The organism is Nocardia sp. NPDC056952, assembly GCF_042674185.1.
Lineage (GTDB): Bacteria > Actinomycetota > Actinomycetes > Mycobacteriales > Mycobacteriaceae > Nocardia.
On the sequence record NZ_JBHURA010000016.1, the window covers coordinates 40,903 to 56,958 of the forward strand.

Sequence of the window (16,056 nt, forward strand, 5' to 3'; positions counted from 1 at the left end):
AATTCGGACGAGTGACCAGCATTCTTCGAGTGCGGTGTCTCGCCGGTCACGCCGCGAGCGTGCGTACATCATGAATCCGCAGGTAGCTCCCCATGAGCCCGCAGCTCGCCGAGGACGGCGGCCAGCAAGCGCGCGGCGGCGTCCTTGTCCAGGGGGTTGTTGCCGTTTCCGCACTTGGGCGACTGCACGCACGAGGGGCAGCCGTCCTGGCACGCGCAGCTGTGGATCACGCTCAGCGTGGCGGATAACCAGTCCGTGAGCTGGGCGAATCCGCGCTCGGCGAAGCCGGCGCCACCGGGCTGGCCGTCGTAGACGAACACCGTCGGCGCACCGGTATCGGGATGTTCGGCGATGGAGACACCGCCGATGTCCCACCGGTCGCAGCCCGCGACCAGCGGCAACATGCCGATGGCGGCGTGCTCGGCGGCGTGCAACGCGCCGGGAAGCTGCTCGTCGGAGATGTCCGCGCCGGCGAGTAGCCGGGGCGTGACGGTATACAGAACGGCCTTGGTGTGCAGGGTGTGCGCGGGCAGATCGAGCTCCACCTGGTCGAGCACCTCGCCGGTCACCAGGGTCCGCAGGTAGCCGATGACCTGGTTGGTGACCGCGACCTGCGCGGATGCCGCCGTGACCGCACCGAGCACGCGCTCCTCGATCACCCCCTCGACGGTGATCGAGGTGATCTGCCGGGAACTGGTGGTGAAGCCGGGATCCACCTCGTTGACGAACGCGACACCACCCTCGAGGTCCAGTTCGTCGACCAGATAGGTCTCGCCCTGGTGCAGATGGACAGCCCCCGTGTGCAGCGTGGCGGGTGCCCGGCCTGCGTCGGCGGTGCCGAGCAGGCGCCCGGTCTCGGCGTCGACGATCGCGATCGGCGCGCCGAGTCCACCGCGCACATCCACGTCGTCGTGCGGGTGGGTGTGCGCGGTGATGTGCCAGCGGGCACCCGCGCCGCGGGTGCCCGGCCTGCGCCGGATCAGGCCCTGCTCAGCGAGGTCGGCGAGCACTTCGTCGGCTCTGAACTCGCTCGCCTCTTCGTCGGTGAGCGGCAGTTCCATCGCGGCGCACAGCAGTTGGGGGCCGAGGATGTAAGGGTTGTACGGGTCGGTGATGGTGGCCTCGATCGGCCGGTCGAGCAGCGCTTGCGGGTGGTGCACCAGGTAGGTGTCGAGCGGGTCGTCGGTAGCCACGAGCACTACCAGCGAACCCTGCGTCCGTCTGCCCGCCCGCCCGGCCTGCTGCCAGAACGAGGCCACCGTTCCGGGAAAACCGGCGATGACCACGGCGTCGAGGCCCGCGATGTCGACGCCCAGCTCGAGTGCGTTGGTACTCGCCGCACCGAGCAATGTCCCCTGCGACAGCGACTGCTCGAGCTCCCGCCGGTCCTCGGCCAGATAGCCCGCCCGGTAGGCGGCAACCCGTTCCTGCAGCTCGGGGGCGGTTTCCGCGAGGACGCGACGGGTATCGAGCGCGATCAGTTCGGCACCGCGCCGCGAGCGAACGAAGGTCAGGGTCCTGGCGCCCTCGGCCACCAGCGCGGCCATGATCTTGGCCGCCTCGCTGGTCGCGGTCCGCCGCACCGGTGCTCCGTTCTCACCGGCGCGCATCGCGCTCAGCGGCGGTTCCCACAGGGCGACGGTCCGGGCGCCGCGCGGCGATCCGTCCTCGGTGACAGCGGCCACCGGCGCCCCGATCAGCCTGCTCGCCGACGCGGCCGGATCGGCACTGGTCGCCGAGCACAGGATGAACACCGGGTCGGCGCCGTAGAACCGGGCGAGCCGACGCAGCCTTCGCAACACCAGCGCCACGTGCGAACCGAACACTCCTCTATATGCGTGGCATTCGTCGACCACCACATATCGCAGGTTGCGCAGTACCCGTGCCCAGCGCTGATGCGAACGGAGAATCCCGACGTGCAGCATGTCGGGATTGGTGAAGATCCAGCGGGCGTTGGCCCGCACCCACTGTCTGACCTCGGCGGGAGTGTCGCCGTCATAGCTCGCCGGATGCGCCTCTCGCAGCGGATTGTCATGGATCAGGCTGCCGACGGCGCGGAGTTGATCGGCGCCCAGCGCCTTGGTGGGGGAGAGGTACAGCGCGGTGGCGCGTGGGTCGTCGTGCAACGCCGTGAGCACCGGTAGCTGGTAACCGAGCGATTTCCCGGACGCGGTTCCCGTGCTCACCACGACGTGGTTCCCGGTCGCCGCGAGATCGGCCGTGCGGGTCTGGTGTTCCCACGGCAGCGTGATCTCCTGCGCGTCCAGAGCTGTGACCAGGTCCGATGGCACCCATTCCGGCCACCCGGTGGTGCGCGCGCGCCGTGCGGGCAGCTCGGCGATGTGGGTCAGCGGGTTGCCGCCGGCAGCCGCCTCGGTCAGGACACGATTCAGCAACGATCGCCCATAGCTCTCGCCCGTATCGTGCTCTCGGACCTCGGTCCGGTCTGTCGGATTCATCCAGTCCTTCTCTCACGCGACACGCGAAGTGTGAAACGTGTGTGTGCGACAACCACTACCTGGGATTTCGTAACCCAGTAGCGATCTGGGTCACAGCATGTTTGCTGGAAGCTCACTCGGTTATCAAGAAGCAAACAGACCGAAAGTACGGATACACCCAATCTGTCCCTTACCTGCACATTCGCAAGATCATGAATTTTGCAAATAGTCGGTAACTCGACTGTCGAATTGCGCAGAGACATGGTTCACTGGGTCTCGGTCGCAAGCTTCTGTGTTCGAGGGACGGATCCAAGGTCCAAACCATCAGCAGGATCGTTGTTGCGAACGCCGTGCTCAGGATTTCCTTGCAGGGGGACCAACAGTACAGCGGTCGGAACGGGCCCGGTGGACGAACCCAGTTGTCCGCCGTTTCCGGTAGAAAGAGAAGGAAACAGAATGGCACAGGGAACTGTGAAGTGGTTCAACGCGGAGAAGGGGTTCGGCTTCATCGCGCCCGAGGACGGCTCCGCTGACGTCTTCGTCCACTACTCGGAGATCCAGGGCACGGGCTTCCGTACCCTCGAGGAAAACCAGAAGGTCGAGTTCGAGGTAGGCCAGGGCACCAAGGGCCCGCAGGCCACCGGCGTTCGCGCGCTCTCCTGAGCTGCGAAACACAACAACGCCTCGTCCCCCTCCTCCGCATGCGGAGGAGGGGGACGAGTCATTTCCGGGTACCATCGCCCAGGACAGCGCCCGCGTCGTGAAACGCCGCAAATGCCTCTACCCCAAGTGCGCAGGGTATAAACGTCACTGGTGGTGATGTCCGAACGTCGCCGTCTGCCCCAGCCGCGCACCGAGCGGACCTCCCGACGCGCGGATCTAGAAGGAAGGTGTTCGCCGGTGGCAACACGAGACCGCAGTTCAGCCGACCAGGGCCGACCCCTGCGTCGTCTCGTGATCGTCGAGTCGCCGACCAAGGCCCGCAAGATCGCGCCCTACCTGGGTCGCAACTACACGGTCGAGGCCTCGGTGGGCCATATCCGCGACTTGCCGCGCGGTGCCGCCGACGTGCCCGCCAAATACAAGGGGCAGCCGTGGGCACGCCTCGGTGTCGACGTCGATCACGACTTCGAGCCGATCTATGTGGTGAACCCGGATAAGAAGGCCAAGGTCGCCGAGCTCAAGAGCTTGCTGGCCGACGCCGACGAGCTCTACCTCGCCACCGACCCCGACCGCGAGGGCGAGGCCATCGCCTGGCACCTGCTCGAAACGCTCAAGCCGAAGGTCCCGGTTCGCCGGATGGTCTTCCACGAGATCACCGAGCCCGCCATCCTCGCGGCCGCCGCCGACACGCGCGAGCTCGACAACGATTTGGTCGACGCGCAGGAAACCCGTCGCATTCTGGACCGCCTCTACGGCTACGAGGTCTCCCCGGTGCTGTGGAAGAAGGTCATGCCGCGGCTGTCCGCCGGTCGTGTGCAGTCCGTCGCCACCCGGGTGATCGTGCAGCGTGAGCGTGAGCGCATCGCGTTCCGCTCCGCCGGGTACTGGGACATCGCCGCCAAGCTCGACGCGGGTCCTGACGAGAAGTCCGATTCGACCAACCCGCGCACGTTCGGCGCTCGCCTGGTGCAGGTCTCCGGCGACCGTGTCGCCTCCGGTCGCGATTTCGGTTCCGACGGTCAGCTCAAGTCGGCCACCGGTGTCGTCGTGCTCGACGAGGCCTATGCCCGCAGGCTGGCCGAGGCGCTCGACGGCGCCGCGCTCGAGGTCAGCTCGGCCGAGGCCAAGCCGTACACGCGCAAGCCGTACCCGCCGTTCATGACTTCCACGTTGCAGCAGGAAGCGGGCCGCAAGCTGCGGTTCACCTCCGAGCGCACGATGCGGGTCGCGCAGCGGTTGTACGAAAACGGCTACATCACCTATATGCGTACCGACTCCACGACGCTGTCGGAGTCGGCGATCGCGGCGGCGCGCTCGCAGGCGACCCAGCTCTACGGCGCGGAGTACGTCTCGCCGTCGCCACGCCAGTACACCCGCAAGGTCAAGAACGCGCAGGAGGCACACGAGGCGATCCGTCCCTCGGGTGACACCTTCATGACGCCCGGTCAGCTGGCCTCGAAGGTCGACAACGACGAGTTCAAGCTCTACGAGATGATCTGGCAGCGCACGGTCGCCTCGCAGATGGTCGACGCGCGCGGCACCACGCTGACCCTGCGCATCACCGGCACGGCGCGGACCGGCGAGGAGTGTGTGTTCTCGTCCTCGGGTCGCACCATCACCTTCGCCGGGTTCCTCAAGGCCTATGTCGAGAGCGTGGACGAGGAGGCGGGCGGTCAGTCCGACGACGCCGAATCCCGTTTGCCCGCACTGGAAGAGGGCCAGAGCGTCACGGCCGTCGAGCTCACTCCCGACGGACACAGCACCAACCCGCCCGCGCGCTACACCGAAGCCTCGCTGATCAAGACGTTGGAAGACCTCGGCATCGGCCGCCCGTCTACCTACTCCTCGATCATCAAGACGATCCTCGATCGCGGGTACGTCTACAAGCGCGGTAGCGCGTTGGCCCCGGCGTGGGTGGCGTTCGCGGTGGTCGGCCTGCTCGAGGCCTACTTCGGTCGACTCGTCGACTTCGACTTCACCGCCGCGATGGAGGACGACCTCGACGCCATCGCCGGTGGACGCGAGCAACGCGGAAACTGGTTGTCCAGCTTCTACTTCGGTGGCGAATCCGGTGCCGAGGGTTCGGTCGCGCGGTCCGGTGGCCTCAAGAAGATGGTTTCCGTGCAGCTCGACGACATCGACGCGCGCGAAGTGAACTCGATCAAGATGTTCGTCGACGAAGAGGGCCGTGATGTCGTGGTCCGCGTCGGCCGCTTCGGTCCGTACCTGGAGCGGATGATCATCAATCCCGATGACCCCGAAGGGGATCGGATCTCGCAGCGGGCGAACCTGCCCGATGATCTGCCGCCCGACGAGCTGACGCCCGAGGTCGCCGAGAAGCTGTTCTCGACGCCGCAGGAGGGTCGCTCGCTCGGCGTCGACCCGGTGTCGGGGAACGAAATCGTCGCCAAGGAAGGACGTTTCGGCCCGTACGTCACCGAGGTGCTGCCGGAACCGCCCGCACCCGAACCGGACGCGGCGCCCGCGAAGAAGACCAAGAAGGCCGCGGAGGTCAAGCCGCGCACCGGTTCGCTGTTCAAGTCGATGGACCTGGCCGAGATCACCCTCGACGACGCGCTGATGTTGCTCTCGCTGCCCCGCGTGGTCGGCAACGATCCCACCTCGGGCGAGGAGATCACCGCGCAGAACGGCCGCTACGGCCCGTACCTGAAGAAGGGCACGGATTCCCGTTCGCTGGCGACCGAGGATCAGTTGTTCTCGGTCACCCTCGAGGAGGCGCTGAAGCTCTACGCCGAGCCCAAGCGTCGCGGGCGTCAGGCCGCGGCCGCGGCGCCGCTGCGTGAGCTGGGCAAGGACTCGGCCACCGACAAGCCGATGGTGATCAAGGACGGTCGCTTCGGCCCGTACGTCACCGACGGCGAGACCAACGCGAGCCTGCGCAAGGGCGACGAGGTCGAGTCGATCACCGACGAACGCGCGTCCGAACTGCTGGCCGATCGCCGGGCGCGTGGGCCGGTGAAGAAGGCGGCGAAGAAGACCACCGCGAAGAAGGCGGCCAAGAAGGCGCCCGCGAAGAAGGCGGCGGCGAAGTCGACGGCGACGAAGACGGCGACCAAGACCGCGGCGAAGAAGACCACCGCGAAGAAGACGGCAGCGAAGAAGGCTCCGGCCAAGAAGGCTGCCGCGAAATCCGCGGGGACAGACGAGGCTTGATCGCTCGCCCGCGTCCCGCCCGGCCTCGGTGAATCCTGTCGGACCCCGCGGCTAGGGTGTAGCGCGTGGCAGGTGTCTTCGATCGACTGGTCGGCCAGGACGTGGTCGAGACCGAGCTGGCCGCTGCCGCGAAGGCGGCGCGGGCCGGTGTGGTCACCGGGGCGATGACGCATTCGTGGTTGTTCACCGGGCCGCCCGGTTCGGGGAGGTCCGTCGCGGCGCTGTGTTTCGCGGCGGCGCTGCAGTGCACCGATCCCGATACCGTCGGGTGCGGGCGGTGCCATGCCTGCACCACCACGATGGCCGGTACCCATGGCGACGTGCGGCGCATCATCCCCGAGGGGCTGAGCATCAGCACCAAGGAGATGCGGGCGATCGTGCAGATCGCGGCACGTCGCCCGAGCACCGGTCGTTGGCAGGTCGTGGTTGTCGAAGATGCCGACCGCCTCACCGAGGGAGCCGCCAACGCCCTGCTCAAGGTGGTCGAGGAACCGCCGGACCGCACTGTCTTCCTGCTGTGCGCTCCCACCGTCGACCCCGAGGACATCTCCGTCACCCTGCGCTCGCGTTGCAGGCACGTCCACCTCGTGACGCCGACCGTTCCCGCGATCGCCCAGGTTCTGCGCGAGCGCGACCAACTCGACGCGAAGACCGCCGACTGGGCGGCTTCGGTCAGCGGCGGCCACGTCGGTCGAGCCCGCCGCCTCGCCACCGACGAGGACTCCCGCCAACGACGCAAGCGCGCCCTCGCTCTGGTCACCGCGACCGAGCGCCCCGGCGCCGCCTACGCCGCCGCCGACGAACTGGTGAAGTCAGCCGGCGACGAAGCCAAACTGATGAGCGCCGATCGCGACGACCGCGAACGCGACGAACTCGCCACCGCTCTCGGCGCGGGCGGCACCGGCAAGGGTTCCGCCTCCGCCACCCGCGGTTCGGCGGGCGTCCTCAAAGACCTCGAACGCCGCCAGAAGTCCCGTGCCACCCGCACCGGCCGCGACGCACTCGATCGCGCCCTCATCGACATCGCCGGCATGTACCGCGACGCCCTGGCCATGCGATTCGCCGGCCGCGGCACCCCCATCACCCTCACCCACCCCGACATGGCCGACGAGATCACCGACCTCGCCACCAACGTCCGCCCCGAAGGCCTGCTCCGCAGCATCGACGCCGTCCTGGCCTGCCGCGAAGCCCTCGACCTCAACGTGAAACCTCGTTTCGCCATCGCCGCCATGACCGCCACCCTCATCACCGCCCGCACCACCTGACCACCCGTTTTCGCGTTCTACCCCTTCCCGCGATAGACTCGCGTCGCCGAAATGGCACGCCGCCTTAGCTCAGTCGGTAGAGCGCTTCACTCGTAATGAAAAGGTCGGGGGTTCGATTCCCCCAGGCGGCTCCAGATCAGAGGCCCTTTCCGGTTCGCCGGGGAGGGTTTCTCTCGTTTCGGTGTGTTACCCACGGCGAGAGACCTGTCGGTCGAATTCACTGTGGTGCGTCACGCTGGTTCTCGTCGGCGAGATCGGCCTGGATCTTCGCTCGCGCCTGATCGACCCAGTCTTCGGTCCCGGCGTTGTCGAGCACGGCCAGTGCTTCCCGCAGCCTCGATCGCTGCGTGACACGGTCTTCGGTCAGGGCGGCGAGGCGGGCGTGGGATCGTATCGCCTCGGCGAGGATCCACGCGCAATCCTCGCCCTCGGACGTCAGCGACCGCAGTAGGTCGATGGCTTCGACGTAGTGTTTGTCTGCTTCGGCGTACCGGCCCGCCTCCATGAGGTCGAGACCGTAGCCGGCGAGGTGAAGCCCGAGGCGTGACCGCTCGGACGATGAAATGTCGGCTGCCTTTCGTACCCAGCCGAGCAGGTCTTCGTGCACGCGCAGTGCCGCTTCCCGCTGACCGGAGAACTTCAGTCCGCGGCTCAGCTTCCATTGCCGACGCACGAGAGCCACCATGTCGCGGACGGTCGGATGCGGTTCGCCGGCGACGATGGCAGCGAGCCGGTCGACGATCGGTCTGGCCAGCGCGGCCAGTACGTCGAACCGTTCCGCTTCGTCGAGTGCCTTCAGGAACTCGAGGCAGTAGAGCCCGAACAGGCGCGCCGGGTCGAGAGACCGGAGCGAGTCGACGAGCATCCGCAGTGTCTGCTGGGTGAACTGCGGGTCATCGGACGCGGTGAGCGCAGCGCCGAGCGTGGTGAAGCCACGGTCGACGTTCCCATCGACCGTGTCGGGATGACTCAGCACACCGGCGGCGAGCCGGACCGAGTGAATCAGGAGCCGCCGGGCTTCGTCGATATCGTCGGTGAGGAGCGAGCGCGCGGCGGCCAGGGTGATCTCGGCGGATCGCGGACCATAGAACACCGTGTCCGTGTCCGCGAGCTCGATCGCATGAGCAGCGGTCGTAACGACGTCGATCTCCGCCATCTGAATGACGATCGCGATCGCCATCGATGCGTTGCGCAGGCGCTCGTCCGGTAGGAGGACGAGCAACTCGTCCCAGGCGACCGCGTTGTTCCCCAGCGCTCTGTTCGCCCGCGCTCGCTGGAAGCGCGCGAACACTTCGAGCTCCTTGTTGCCAACGCGAACCGCGCCCTCGACCGCTTGCTCCGCGGCGGAGAGCGCGTGCTCGGGTTCCCCCGCATCGTTGCGGGCTCGCGCGACGACCCCGGCCGCGTCGGCAGCGGACTCGATATTGCCCGCGCGCCCGTACTCTTCGCGTGCGGTTTCACCCCACTTGGCCGCGGCGGCGAGGTCCTTGTTTCGACCGTGGACGCGCGCGAGCTGAGCGGCTGTCCACGCCGTGGTCTCGTCGTCGGACCCGAACCTCGTGCGGAACTCGCGGAGGTGTTCCAGCGCGGCGATCTCGGCCGTCGTGTCCTTGTTGTTCCGCTTGTCGGTCACCGCCCACAGGCCGTAGAGCGCATCGTCGACGACTTCGACGGGATCCAGTTTCGGCATGAACGCCCCCACGGTGACCGTTGGTGCGGAGCGTAGTGCCGCCGCGGCCGCGAAGGCGTGGTGCGCCTCGTCGAGCCGCCCGAGTGCCAAGTACGAATCGCCGAGCTGGCCCTGCGCGAAGGCGCGCAGGGTCGAGATACGGGCCTTTTCGGCCAGTGCGACGAGTCGTTGCCCGTCTTCCAGGGCGCCCTCGTGATCATCGGCGTCTTCCTTGCGGCCGATGTCGCGCAGCGTGTTGATCAGCCCGATCGCGTTGGCGACGCCCAGCTTCCGTTTGCCCACCCTGATCCGTGCGCGGTCCGGCCAGCGGGGTTGACCGGCGTGCGGCTCGTATCGTGTTGGGCCCGCGTCGAGTTGGCGTTTCACCGACTCGTAGTCGGCGCCGTGTCGTTCCATGAGCTGACCGACGGGTGTCTCGGCATCGATCAGCAACGCGAGGAGCAGATCATCGGTTCCGATCACGTCGTGACCCCGCTCCCGCGCGATCGACTTCCCGCGGGCGAGCATGCGTTTGAGAATGATCGTGGAGGGCGCGCGCGGCTGCGGCTCGGCCACCGGCTCGGCCTCGGGTGGTTGCGCGCCACGGCCGATCCATTCCGCCGGATGCGGCGAGTCGCCGATGTAATCGGCACCCTGGAGGCATCCGACGCTCGCCGGACACGCCCACAGGCCCTCGCCGGTGTCGTCCGGTTCGGGCAGCTGCGTGATCTGAGATTGTTCGCGTAGCTGGTCGTGGATCCAGGCGGGAGCACCGTGTGCGAGGTTGTGCGCGCTCACGCGCCGCGCGAGGTCGAGGGCGATCGCGGCCGGGTCTACAGAGTCGTCGAATTCGAGTTCGATGTAGTGGTGCCAGGAGCCGAGATGCGTGACCGGGAAGTCCTCGTGCATCCAGATCTGGAGCATCGGTCGCTTGGAACGGCCGAGCCGCGGCCGCCACAGGATCGCGTCGATCCACGGGTACCGGATGTGGCCGACGACGCGTTCATCGGGTTTCTTCACCTTGTCCTGGACGAATACGACTCGGGCGTCGGTGACGTACATCGTCGACTTAGCGCAGATCGCGCGCAGATCCCGCTTGCCCGCGGAGAGCAGGGCGTGGGTGAGGTCGTCGTTGTCCTCGAAAGTGCTCACCCATTGCGCGACTTCGCGGACCCGCACCGATTCGATGCGGCTCCCGTCGACGTCGCCGAAGGCGATGGAACCGTCTCGGCGCAGCCGGGGAAGGTGCCGGTCGTACTTGCTGTCGGTGTCCCCGGCAGTTGAGATCCCTAGCAGCGCAAACGATTCCGAGATCTTCATGCTCGACGAGTATCAGTGTATCGGGGTCGGCGCAAGAGGCGGCGATCTACAATTCGATCCTGAGAAGGCCGGCTCGGGGATCGATGTGAAGGTGACACATTGCTGGTTGTCGTGACGCTCGCCCTGCTCGCGGTACTGGTCCACGCGGTGTCGTATCTGCGCTCGCCGGATTTCAGGCTGCGACGCTGGACGCACAAGTGGGGTATACAGCACTATGTCGCGTTCGCCCATGCCGAGGCCGCGGGCGTTCGGATCTGGCCGGTCGACCAACTGTCCATGGGCAAGCTCCGCCGACTGGCGGTAGTCCAGTCGGCGGTCGTGCCCGTGCTGCTGGTCGTGGTGGCAGTGTTCCTGCTGAGCGAGGCGACATCGTGGTGGCTGAGTTCGCTGGTGCTGTGGGCGATGCTGTTGCCGCAGCTGAGTCCCCATCTCGTGGTCGAGCAGGTCGTGCGTGGCACACGATCTGGCAAAGCCGGTGCCGCCGTTCGGGGTGGCGTCTACGCGGCGTTCGGTTGGGGGCTGCTGTTCGCGGGCGTTGCGACGATCTGGTGGGCCGCGCGGCTCGCCGACGCCGGTACCAGCCTGTGGCGGTGGGCTTTACAGCTGCTGTCGGGTCTCGCGCTGCTCATGGCGGCGGGGCTTGCGACCGGTTTCGCCAAACGCACGCTGGCCTCGGCCGCACCCTCGCGGTTCGGTCGCAATATCACCTACGACGACACCCTGTTCCTCCGCTCGTTCAACGATGACGCGATGAGGTTCCGCGGGCCGAACCCGACGGTGGGAATCCTCGGCGTGTTCGATGGCCTGACCGTCAGGTTCGAGGAGCTCATGGCGACCCTCGTGGCGAGCGAGTCGCCGCTGGTCGCGATCGGCAAACCCGGTGAGTCGCTGCCCGAGCTCGGGGCCGTGCGCACCTACGTCGCCGACGATGAATGGCAGTCGGCGGTCGAGGAAACCGCGAAACGGGTCGACAGCATCATGCTGGTCGCCGGTGTTACCGACGGATTGAAATGGGAGCTCACGCATCTGCGCAAGTGGGGGCTCGCGCAGAAGGCGACCGTCCTCCTGCCTCCGGTCGACGAGTCGCAGGCCTGGAATCGTCTGCACCGCGTGCTGAGCCAACTCGGGATCGACTTCGACGAGGTGGAGCAGGAGAAGGAGACCGGGTCCTGGCTCGGCGTGCTACTGCGGACGGTGACCGCGATCGGCGTCGACGACGAAGGGCAACCGTGCTTCTACGTCTCCGATCGGCGGGACTGGGTGTCGTTCGGGGCGACGATCCTGATGAGCCAGAAGATCGTCCGGGGGACCATGCTGCCCCCGGAGCACGGTTCGATCGCGGAGTTCGTCGGGCTGGACGTGCGGGACTCGGTGCTGACACCGGTCGCATCCCGAACTGTTGACCCGCTGGCGCTGGAGAACCTGAGTGCGGACTCGCGCCGCGCCGTCACCCGGGCCATCGAACGGCTCGACGCCGACGAAGTGGCGGCAGAGCACCTGCTCGTAGAGCTCCTCGCCGCCGATCACGAGGCGACGGCCGCGCTGGTGGCGTTGGGTGTTGATCTGCCCGCGCTCAGGAGTGCGGCGGGTGAGCTCGTGCAACGCAGGCTGGACTGAATCAATCTGCGGTGAGCCGCACGAATTCGACAGGATCGAGGAAATGTCTTTTCGACGGTGGATATCTCGGCTGTCTGTGGGGTTCGTGCTGCTGGCGCTGTTCGCGCCGGTGTGGTTCGGGCAGGTGTCGGCGCAGGACGGCCCGGCGGATCTGCGCCTGCTGGCGGTGACACCGGAGCGGTTGTCCGGCAACGGGATACGCCTCGAGGTGACCGACGACGAAGCCTATGATGTGCACACCGCTCTCGGTGCTCGGATGATCCCCGAAGAACGCGCCGGTGCGAATCTCGTCGCCGGATGGATACGGAGATTCGTCTCGCCGGACGGCGTCGAGGTGGAGGTCCGCCTCATCGAGTTCACGACCAACTATTGGGCAGCCGCCATGCGCAGCCGGGGCAATGTGGAAGTGGGCGAGGGATATCCGGAGGGCGCCCGGGTGTTCGTGCGGCAATCGGGGGCACCGGAGACCGAATGGGCAGCGATGTGGGCCTCGGCTGCGAAGGGGCGGATCCAAGTCATCGCCTATGCGCGCGAACCGACGGACGGGCACCTCGACAGGAGCGCCGCCGAGCCCCTCGTCCGGCACCTGCTGGTGACACAGCTCGAGGTGTTGCCCGAGCTGGCGGATATCGCGGAGCCGGGCGGTGTGGACGTGTCGGATCTACGTCTGCTGCTTCTCACGATCCCGGTCGTGCTGGTGCCGGTTGCCGCTTTGGTGGGCGGGGTCGGGGCGAACCTGCGTGACCGCGGCAGCGTCGAGTACCTGGTCGGCGGCGGCGCGCGTCGGCTGCCCGCGCCTGCGAGCGTCGTGGTCCATGACCTCACCGCGCAGGTCCGGCGCATTCGCCGATCCAGCCGAGTACGTGTGGCCATCGTCGTCGCGTGCGCGACGGCGCTGGTGGCTCTGTCGATGTTCATCGAAGCCTCGACCAGGTTTCACTTCCTCGTCGATGCCGCCGTAGCCCCGGTTCTCGTCGCCGCGGTCGCGGTGATCGACATCGCGATCCGCGCGCGGAACCGGGTACAGCCGGCGTTCGGCCGTGAACCGCTGCTCCCGGCCGCGATCGGAATCGGTGGCTCGATCTTCTTCGTGTTCGGCGGCTTCTTCTTCATCATGAGCGGGGTCGCGGTGTGGGTGCTCAGCGGGTCGACCAGCGAACAGTTCCTTGGCGCGCTGGTCCTCGCTGTAGTCGGCGTGGTAGTGCTGCGAAAGGCTACGCGGCCGTTCGTTCATGCGCGCCGGATGGCCGCGCTGCATGCCGACGAGGCACTCGCGGCCGACAAGCGACGTCAGGTGCTGCTACTGCGGTCGTTCCAGGACGACGGGCTGCGGATGCGGATGCATCGGTCAGCCCGGCACAGTCCGGTCGAAGTGGTTGCCGGACAAGCGTTCGAGCGCTTCGAGGAGCTGCTCGCGTGGAGCCTGTGGCGGATCGGACCGGTCGTCGCGATCGGCCAGCCGGGCGAGGACCTGCCGACGTTGGGTGCCGCGCGCGCGTACTTTCCCGGCGATGACGATACGTGGAAGCAGGCGGTCCGATCGCATTCGCGGCACTCCGCGCTCGTCGTGTTCATCGTGGGCCGTTCGCCCGGACTGGCCTGGGAGTTCCGCGCCGCTTGCCGCGAGGGAGCGCTCGCGAAATGCCTGTTCGTGTTCCCTCCGGTCGAGACCGACGAACTGGGACGCCGTCTGATGGTGCTCGCGGGCTCGCTGCGGCTCGCCACGCACGCGTTGCCCCCATTGTCGCCCGACGGTCCCTACCTGATCGGGCTGATGTTCGACGAACACGGCACACCGATATGGCAGTTCGTCGACGGTCGCGACGACATCGCATATCGCGCGCTGTTCGAGAATGTGGCCGAGAAGATCATCGCGCGGCCGAACCTCATGCTGACGGCGCCGGCGGCGGCCTTCGAGGGTGCCGAGGTCGATGTCACCCACCTGCTCGCGGGTCCGGATGAACCGCGGACCGAATCGACGCGCATCTCCGCGTGGCCGGCATTCCGAAAGATCGCACAAGCGAAGTTCCGGCGTTGTAGCGACAGGACAGCGGGCGTTGCCTCGCGTTTCTCCCGAGCCGGGCGTCGTTGACCGGCCCAGGAGAACTTGCTCAGGTCAGCAGCCGGCGACGTTGCGGCGGGTGGCCCGAGTGTTGGTGGCGGAACGCCAGGATGACATCGAAGGCGGCAGTGTCTTCGACATTGCGGAGGTGGCCGTGCGGCAGCACGGAGAAATCGGCCAGTATGCGTGTCGGCTGCTCGCGCCTGCGAGCGCCGTGAGCCATGACCTCACCGAGCAGGATTTCCGGGATACCGGGGAAAGTCTTTTGCTGTATCTAGTGGCCGCCGAGGAGGTTCCAGACTGTTGCGCGCTCGTGGGTGATGTCGATGGGGGTGCCTGCGAGGGTGGTGAGGAGGTCGGGGAGGGGCCAGGTGGACAGGTGGGCGTAGCGGGCCGAGTAGAGGCCGAGGTGGGTGAGGGCGTAGGTGTTGGTGTGGTCGAAGAGGGCGTAGGCGATGACCTGGTAGAGGTCGTTGGAGGTCAGGGAGTCGGCGCGGATGCCGGTGCGCTGGTTCTTCGGGCCGAGGTGGGTTTTGAGGTCGAGGAGCAGGCCTGCGCTGATGAGGTCGGCGTCGGCGTTGCACAGGACCGAGGCGTCGAAGGTGGGGCCGGGGAAGGTCGGGGGGTGCAGGTGGGGGAGGAGGTGTTCTTCGGCGAGGCCGCGGAGTTCCCAGAGTTGGCGGATGGCGTCGGGGGGTGCGAGGGCGAGGAGGTGCTCGGGGGTGAAGCGGCCGGTTCTGAGCAGGTTGTCCAGGGCTGACTCGCGGAGCAGGCCCCGCCGGTAGACGTCGGTGCACAGGGCAAGGGCCCAGCAGGCTCGGCTGAGTCGGTCGACGTCGGTGGCGGTCGGGGCGACCGCGGCCTGAGCTGTCTCGATCACCGACTCGATGACGGCCGACTCTCGCGGATGGCCGAAGAATCCGAGTAGTGGCAGGACCGGCGCGTGTTCGGGTACCAGCAGGAACCTGATCTCGAAGTCGAACGCGGCGCCGAGCGTGGCCGGGTTCGCGCCGCCGGTGTCGACAAGTAGCGGTCCGGCTTCTCGCCGGTACTGGGCCTGCACGCCCCTGGTGTGGGGAAACCGTTCGTGCAGGTATTCGCGCAGCGGTGAGGTCTTGTCGCGCAGTGCCGCGGACAGATTGGTGTAGACGTACACGGACCCTCCGTTTCCAGAGATGAGCGTGCTGTCGATAGTGCCACGGGCCGCGACCCCATGTTGCATAAAGTTCTTTGCACACATATTTGTGCAAAGAGTACTTTGTAACTATGGCCGACGAGGTACCGCCCAGAGAGATCACCGACCCCGCGGCGCTGCGAGCGCTCGCGCATCCCCTGCGTCAGCGCATCCTGCGCGCGCTCGCCGAGAACGGACCGGCCACCGCGACAGCGTTGGGCGCTCGGCTGGGCGAGAACACCGGCGCGACCAGTTACCACCTGCGCCAGCTCGCCGAACACGGCTTCATCGAAGAGGCGCCCGAACTGGCCAAGGGCAAGGAGCGGTGGTGGCGTTCGCCGCCGAAGGACCTGCGCTACCGGATGGACCGCGAGCAGTCACCGGAGCTCCGCGAGCTGATGGAAGGTCTTGTCGCGCAGCACATCGCCGAAGACATCGAGATGTTCCAGCGCTTCCAGGCCGAGCGTGCCGAGCTGGGTGAGTGGGCCGACATGATGCCCTTCTCGCGTGGCGCGATCTACGCGACGCCGGCCGAACTCGAAGAATTCTTCGAGGACTACATGACCCTGCTCAAGCGTTTTCAGCAGTCTCACCCGCAGGATCGCCCGGGCGCCCGTCGTGTGCTGACGCGCTTCCTCGCCTTTCCCGCACCTCGCACGAACACCGCAGACTAG

At 67.2% G+C, this 16,056-nt stretch carries 10 protein-coding genes and 1 tRNA gene; 7 read left to right on the forward strand and 4 right to left on the reverse strand.

The window, feature by feature from the left end; translation table 11 throughout:
• Positions 1 to 68 precede the first annotated feature (68 nt).
• Entirely contained in the window at positions 69 to 2,459 is a 2,391-nt protein-coding gene (locus ACFTS5_RS32660; RefSeq protein ID WP_378638784.1) for a DEAD/DEAH box helicase, read from the reverse strand.
• A 435-nt stretch (positions 2,460 to 2,894) separates the two neighbouring features.
• Here ACFTS5_RS32660 and ACFTS5_RS32665 point away from each other — a divergent pair, with 435 nt between their 5' ends.
• The 4 genes from ACFTS5_RS32665 (at position 2,895) to ACFTS5_RS32680 (ending at position 7,674) form a co-directional block, all read left to right on the forward strand.
• The gene (locus ACFTS5_RS32665) at positions 2,895 to 3,101 is read left to right on the forward strand and encodes a cold-shock protein (protein ID WP_019044597.1); all 207 of its coding nucleotides are present in this window, start codon (positions 2,895 to 2,897) and stop codon (positions 3,099 to 3,101) included.
• 237 nt (positions 3,102 to 3,338) lie between these two features.
• Positions 3,339 to 6,275 (forward strand): type I DNA topoisomerase, encoded by a 2,937-nt coding sequence (gene topA / locus ACFTS5_RS32670; RefSeq protein ID WP_378638787.1) that lies wholly within the window; start codon positions 3,339 to 3,341, stop codon positions 6,273 to 6,275.
• Positions 6,276 to 6,340: 65 nt separating this feature from the next.
• A complete protein-coding gene (locus ACFTS5_RS32675) occupies positions 6,341 to 7,540 on the forward strand; it encodes a DNA polymerase III subunit delta' (protein WP_378638788.1) in 1,200 nt (399 codons plus the stop codon).
• A 58-nt stretch (positions 7,541 to 7,598) separates the two neighbouring features.
• Positions 7,599 to 7,674: transfer RNA gene (locus ACFTS5_RS32680), tRNA-Thr, on the forward strand.
• An 83-nt stretch (positions 7,675 to 7,757) separates the two neighbouring features.
• Here the strand turns inward: ACFTS5_RS32680 and ACFTS5_RS32685 are convergent.
• Positions 7,758 to 10,529 (reverse strand): Clp protease N-terminal domain-containing protein, encoded by a 2,772-nt coding sequence (locus ACFTS5_RS32685; RefSeq protein WP_378638790.1) that lies wholly within the window; start codon positions 10,527 to 10,529, stop codon positions 7,758 to 7,760.
• Positions 10,530 to 10,628: 99 nt separating this feature from the next.
• Here ACFTS5_RS32685 and ACFTS5_RS32690 point away from each other — a divergent pair, with 99 nt between their 5' ends.
• Positions 10,629 to 12,146, forward strand: a complete 1,518-nt coding sequence (locus tag ACFTS5_RS32690; RefSeq protein WP_378638793.1) for a hypothetical protein — start codon at positions 10,629 to 10,631, stop codon at positions 12,144 to 12,146.
• Positions 12,147 to 12,189: 43 nt separating this feature from the next.
• Positions 12,190 to 14,238 (forward strand): hypothetical protein, encoded by a 2,049-nt coding sequence (locus ACFTS5_RS32695; RefSeq protein WP_378638796.1) that lies wholly within the window; start codon positions 12,190 to 12,192, stop codon positions 14,236 to 14,238.
• A gap of 19 nt (positions 14,239 to 14,257) precedes the next feature.
• Here the strand turns inward: ACFTS5_RS32695 and ACFTS5_RS32700 are convergent, their stop codons facing one another.
• Together ACFTS5_RS32700 and ACFTS5_RS32705 are read right to left on the reverse strand one after the other, a co-directional pair.
• On the reverse strand, positions 14,258 to 14,431 hold the full coding sequence (locus tag ACFTS5_RS32700) for a hypothetical protein (protein WP_378638798.1): 174 nt from the start codon (positions 14,429 to 14,431) through the stop codon (positions 14,258 to 14,260).
• A gap of 51 nt (positions 14,432 to 14,482) precedes the next feature.
• Positions 14,483 to 15,364 (reverse strand): hypothetical protein, encoded by an 882-nt coding sequence (locus tag ACFTS5_RS32705; RefSeq protein ID WP_378638801.1) that lies wholly within the window; start codon positions 15,362 to 15,364, stop codon positions 14,483 to 14,485.
• Positions 15,365 to 15,474: 110 nt separating this feature from the next.
• On the opposite strand from ACFTS5_RS32705, the gene ACFTS5_RS32710 reads away from it, so the two are divergent.
• Positions 15,475 to 16,056, forward strand: coding sequence for an ArsR/SmtB family transcription factor (locus ACFTS5_RS32710; RefSeq protein ID WP_378638804.1), 582 nt, complete (start codon positions 15,475 to 15,477; stop codon positions 16,054 to 16,056).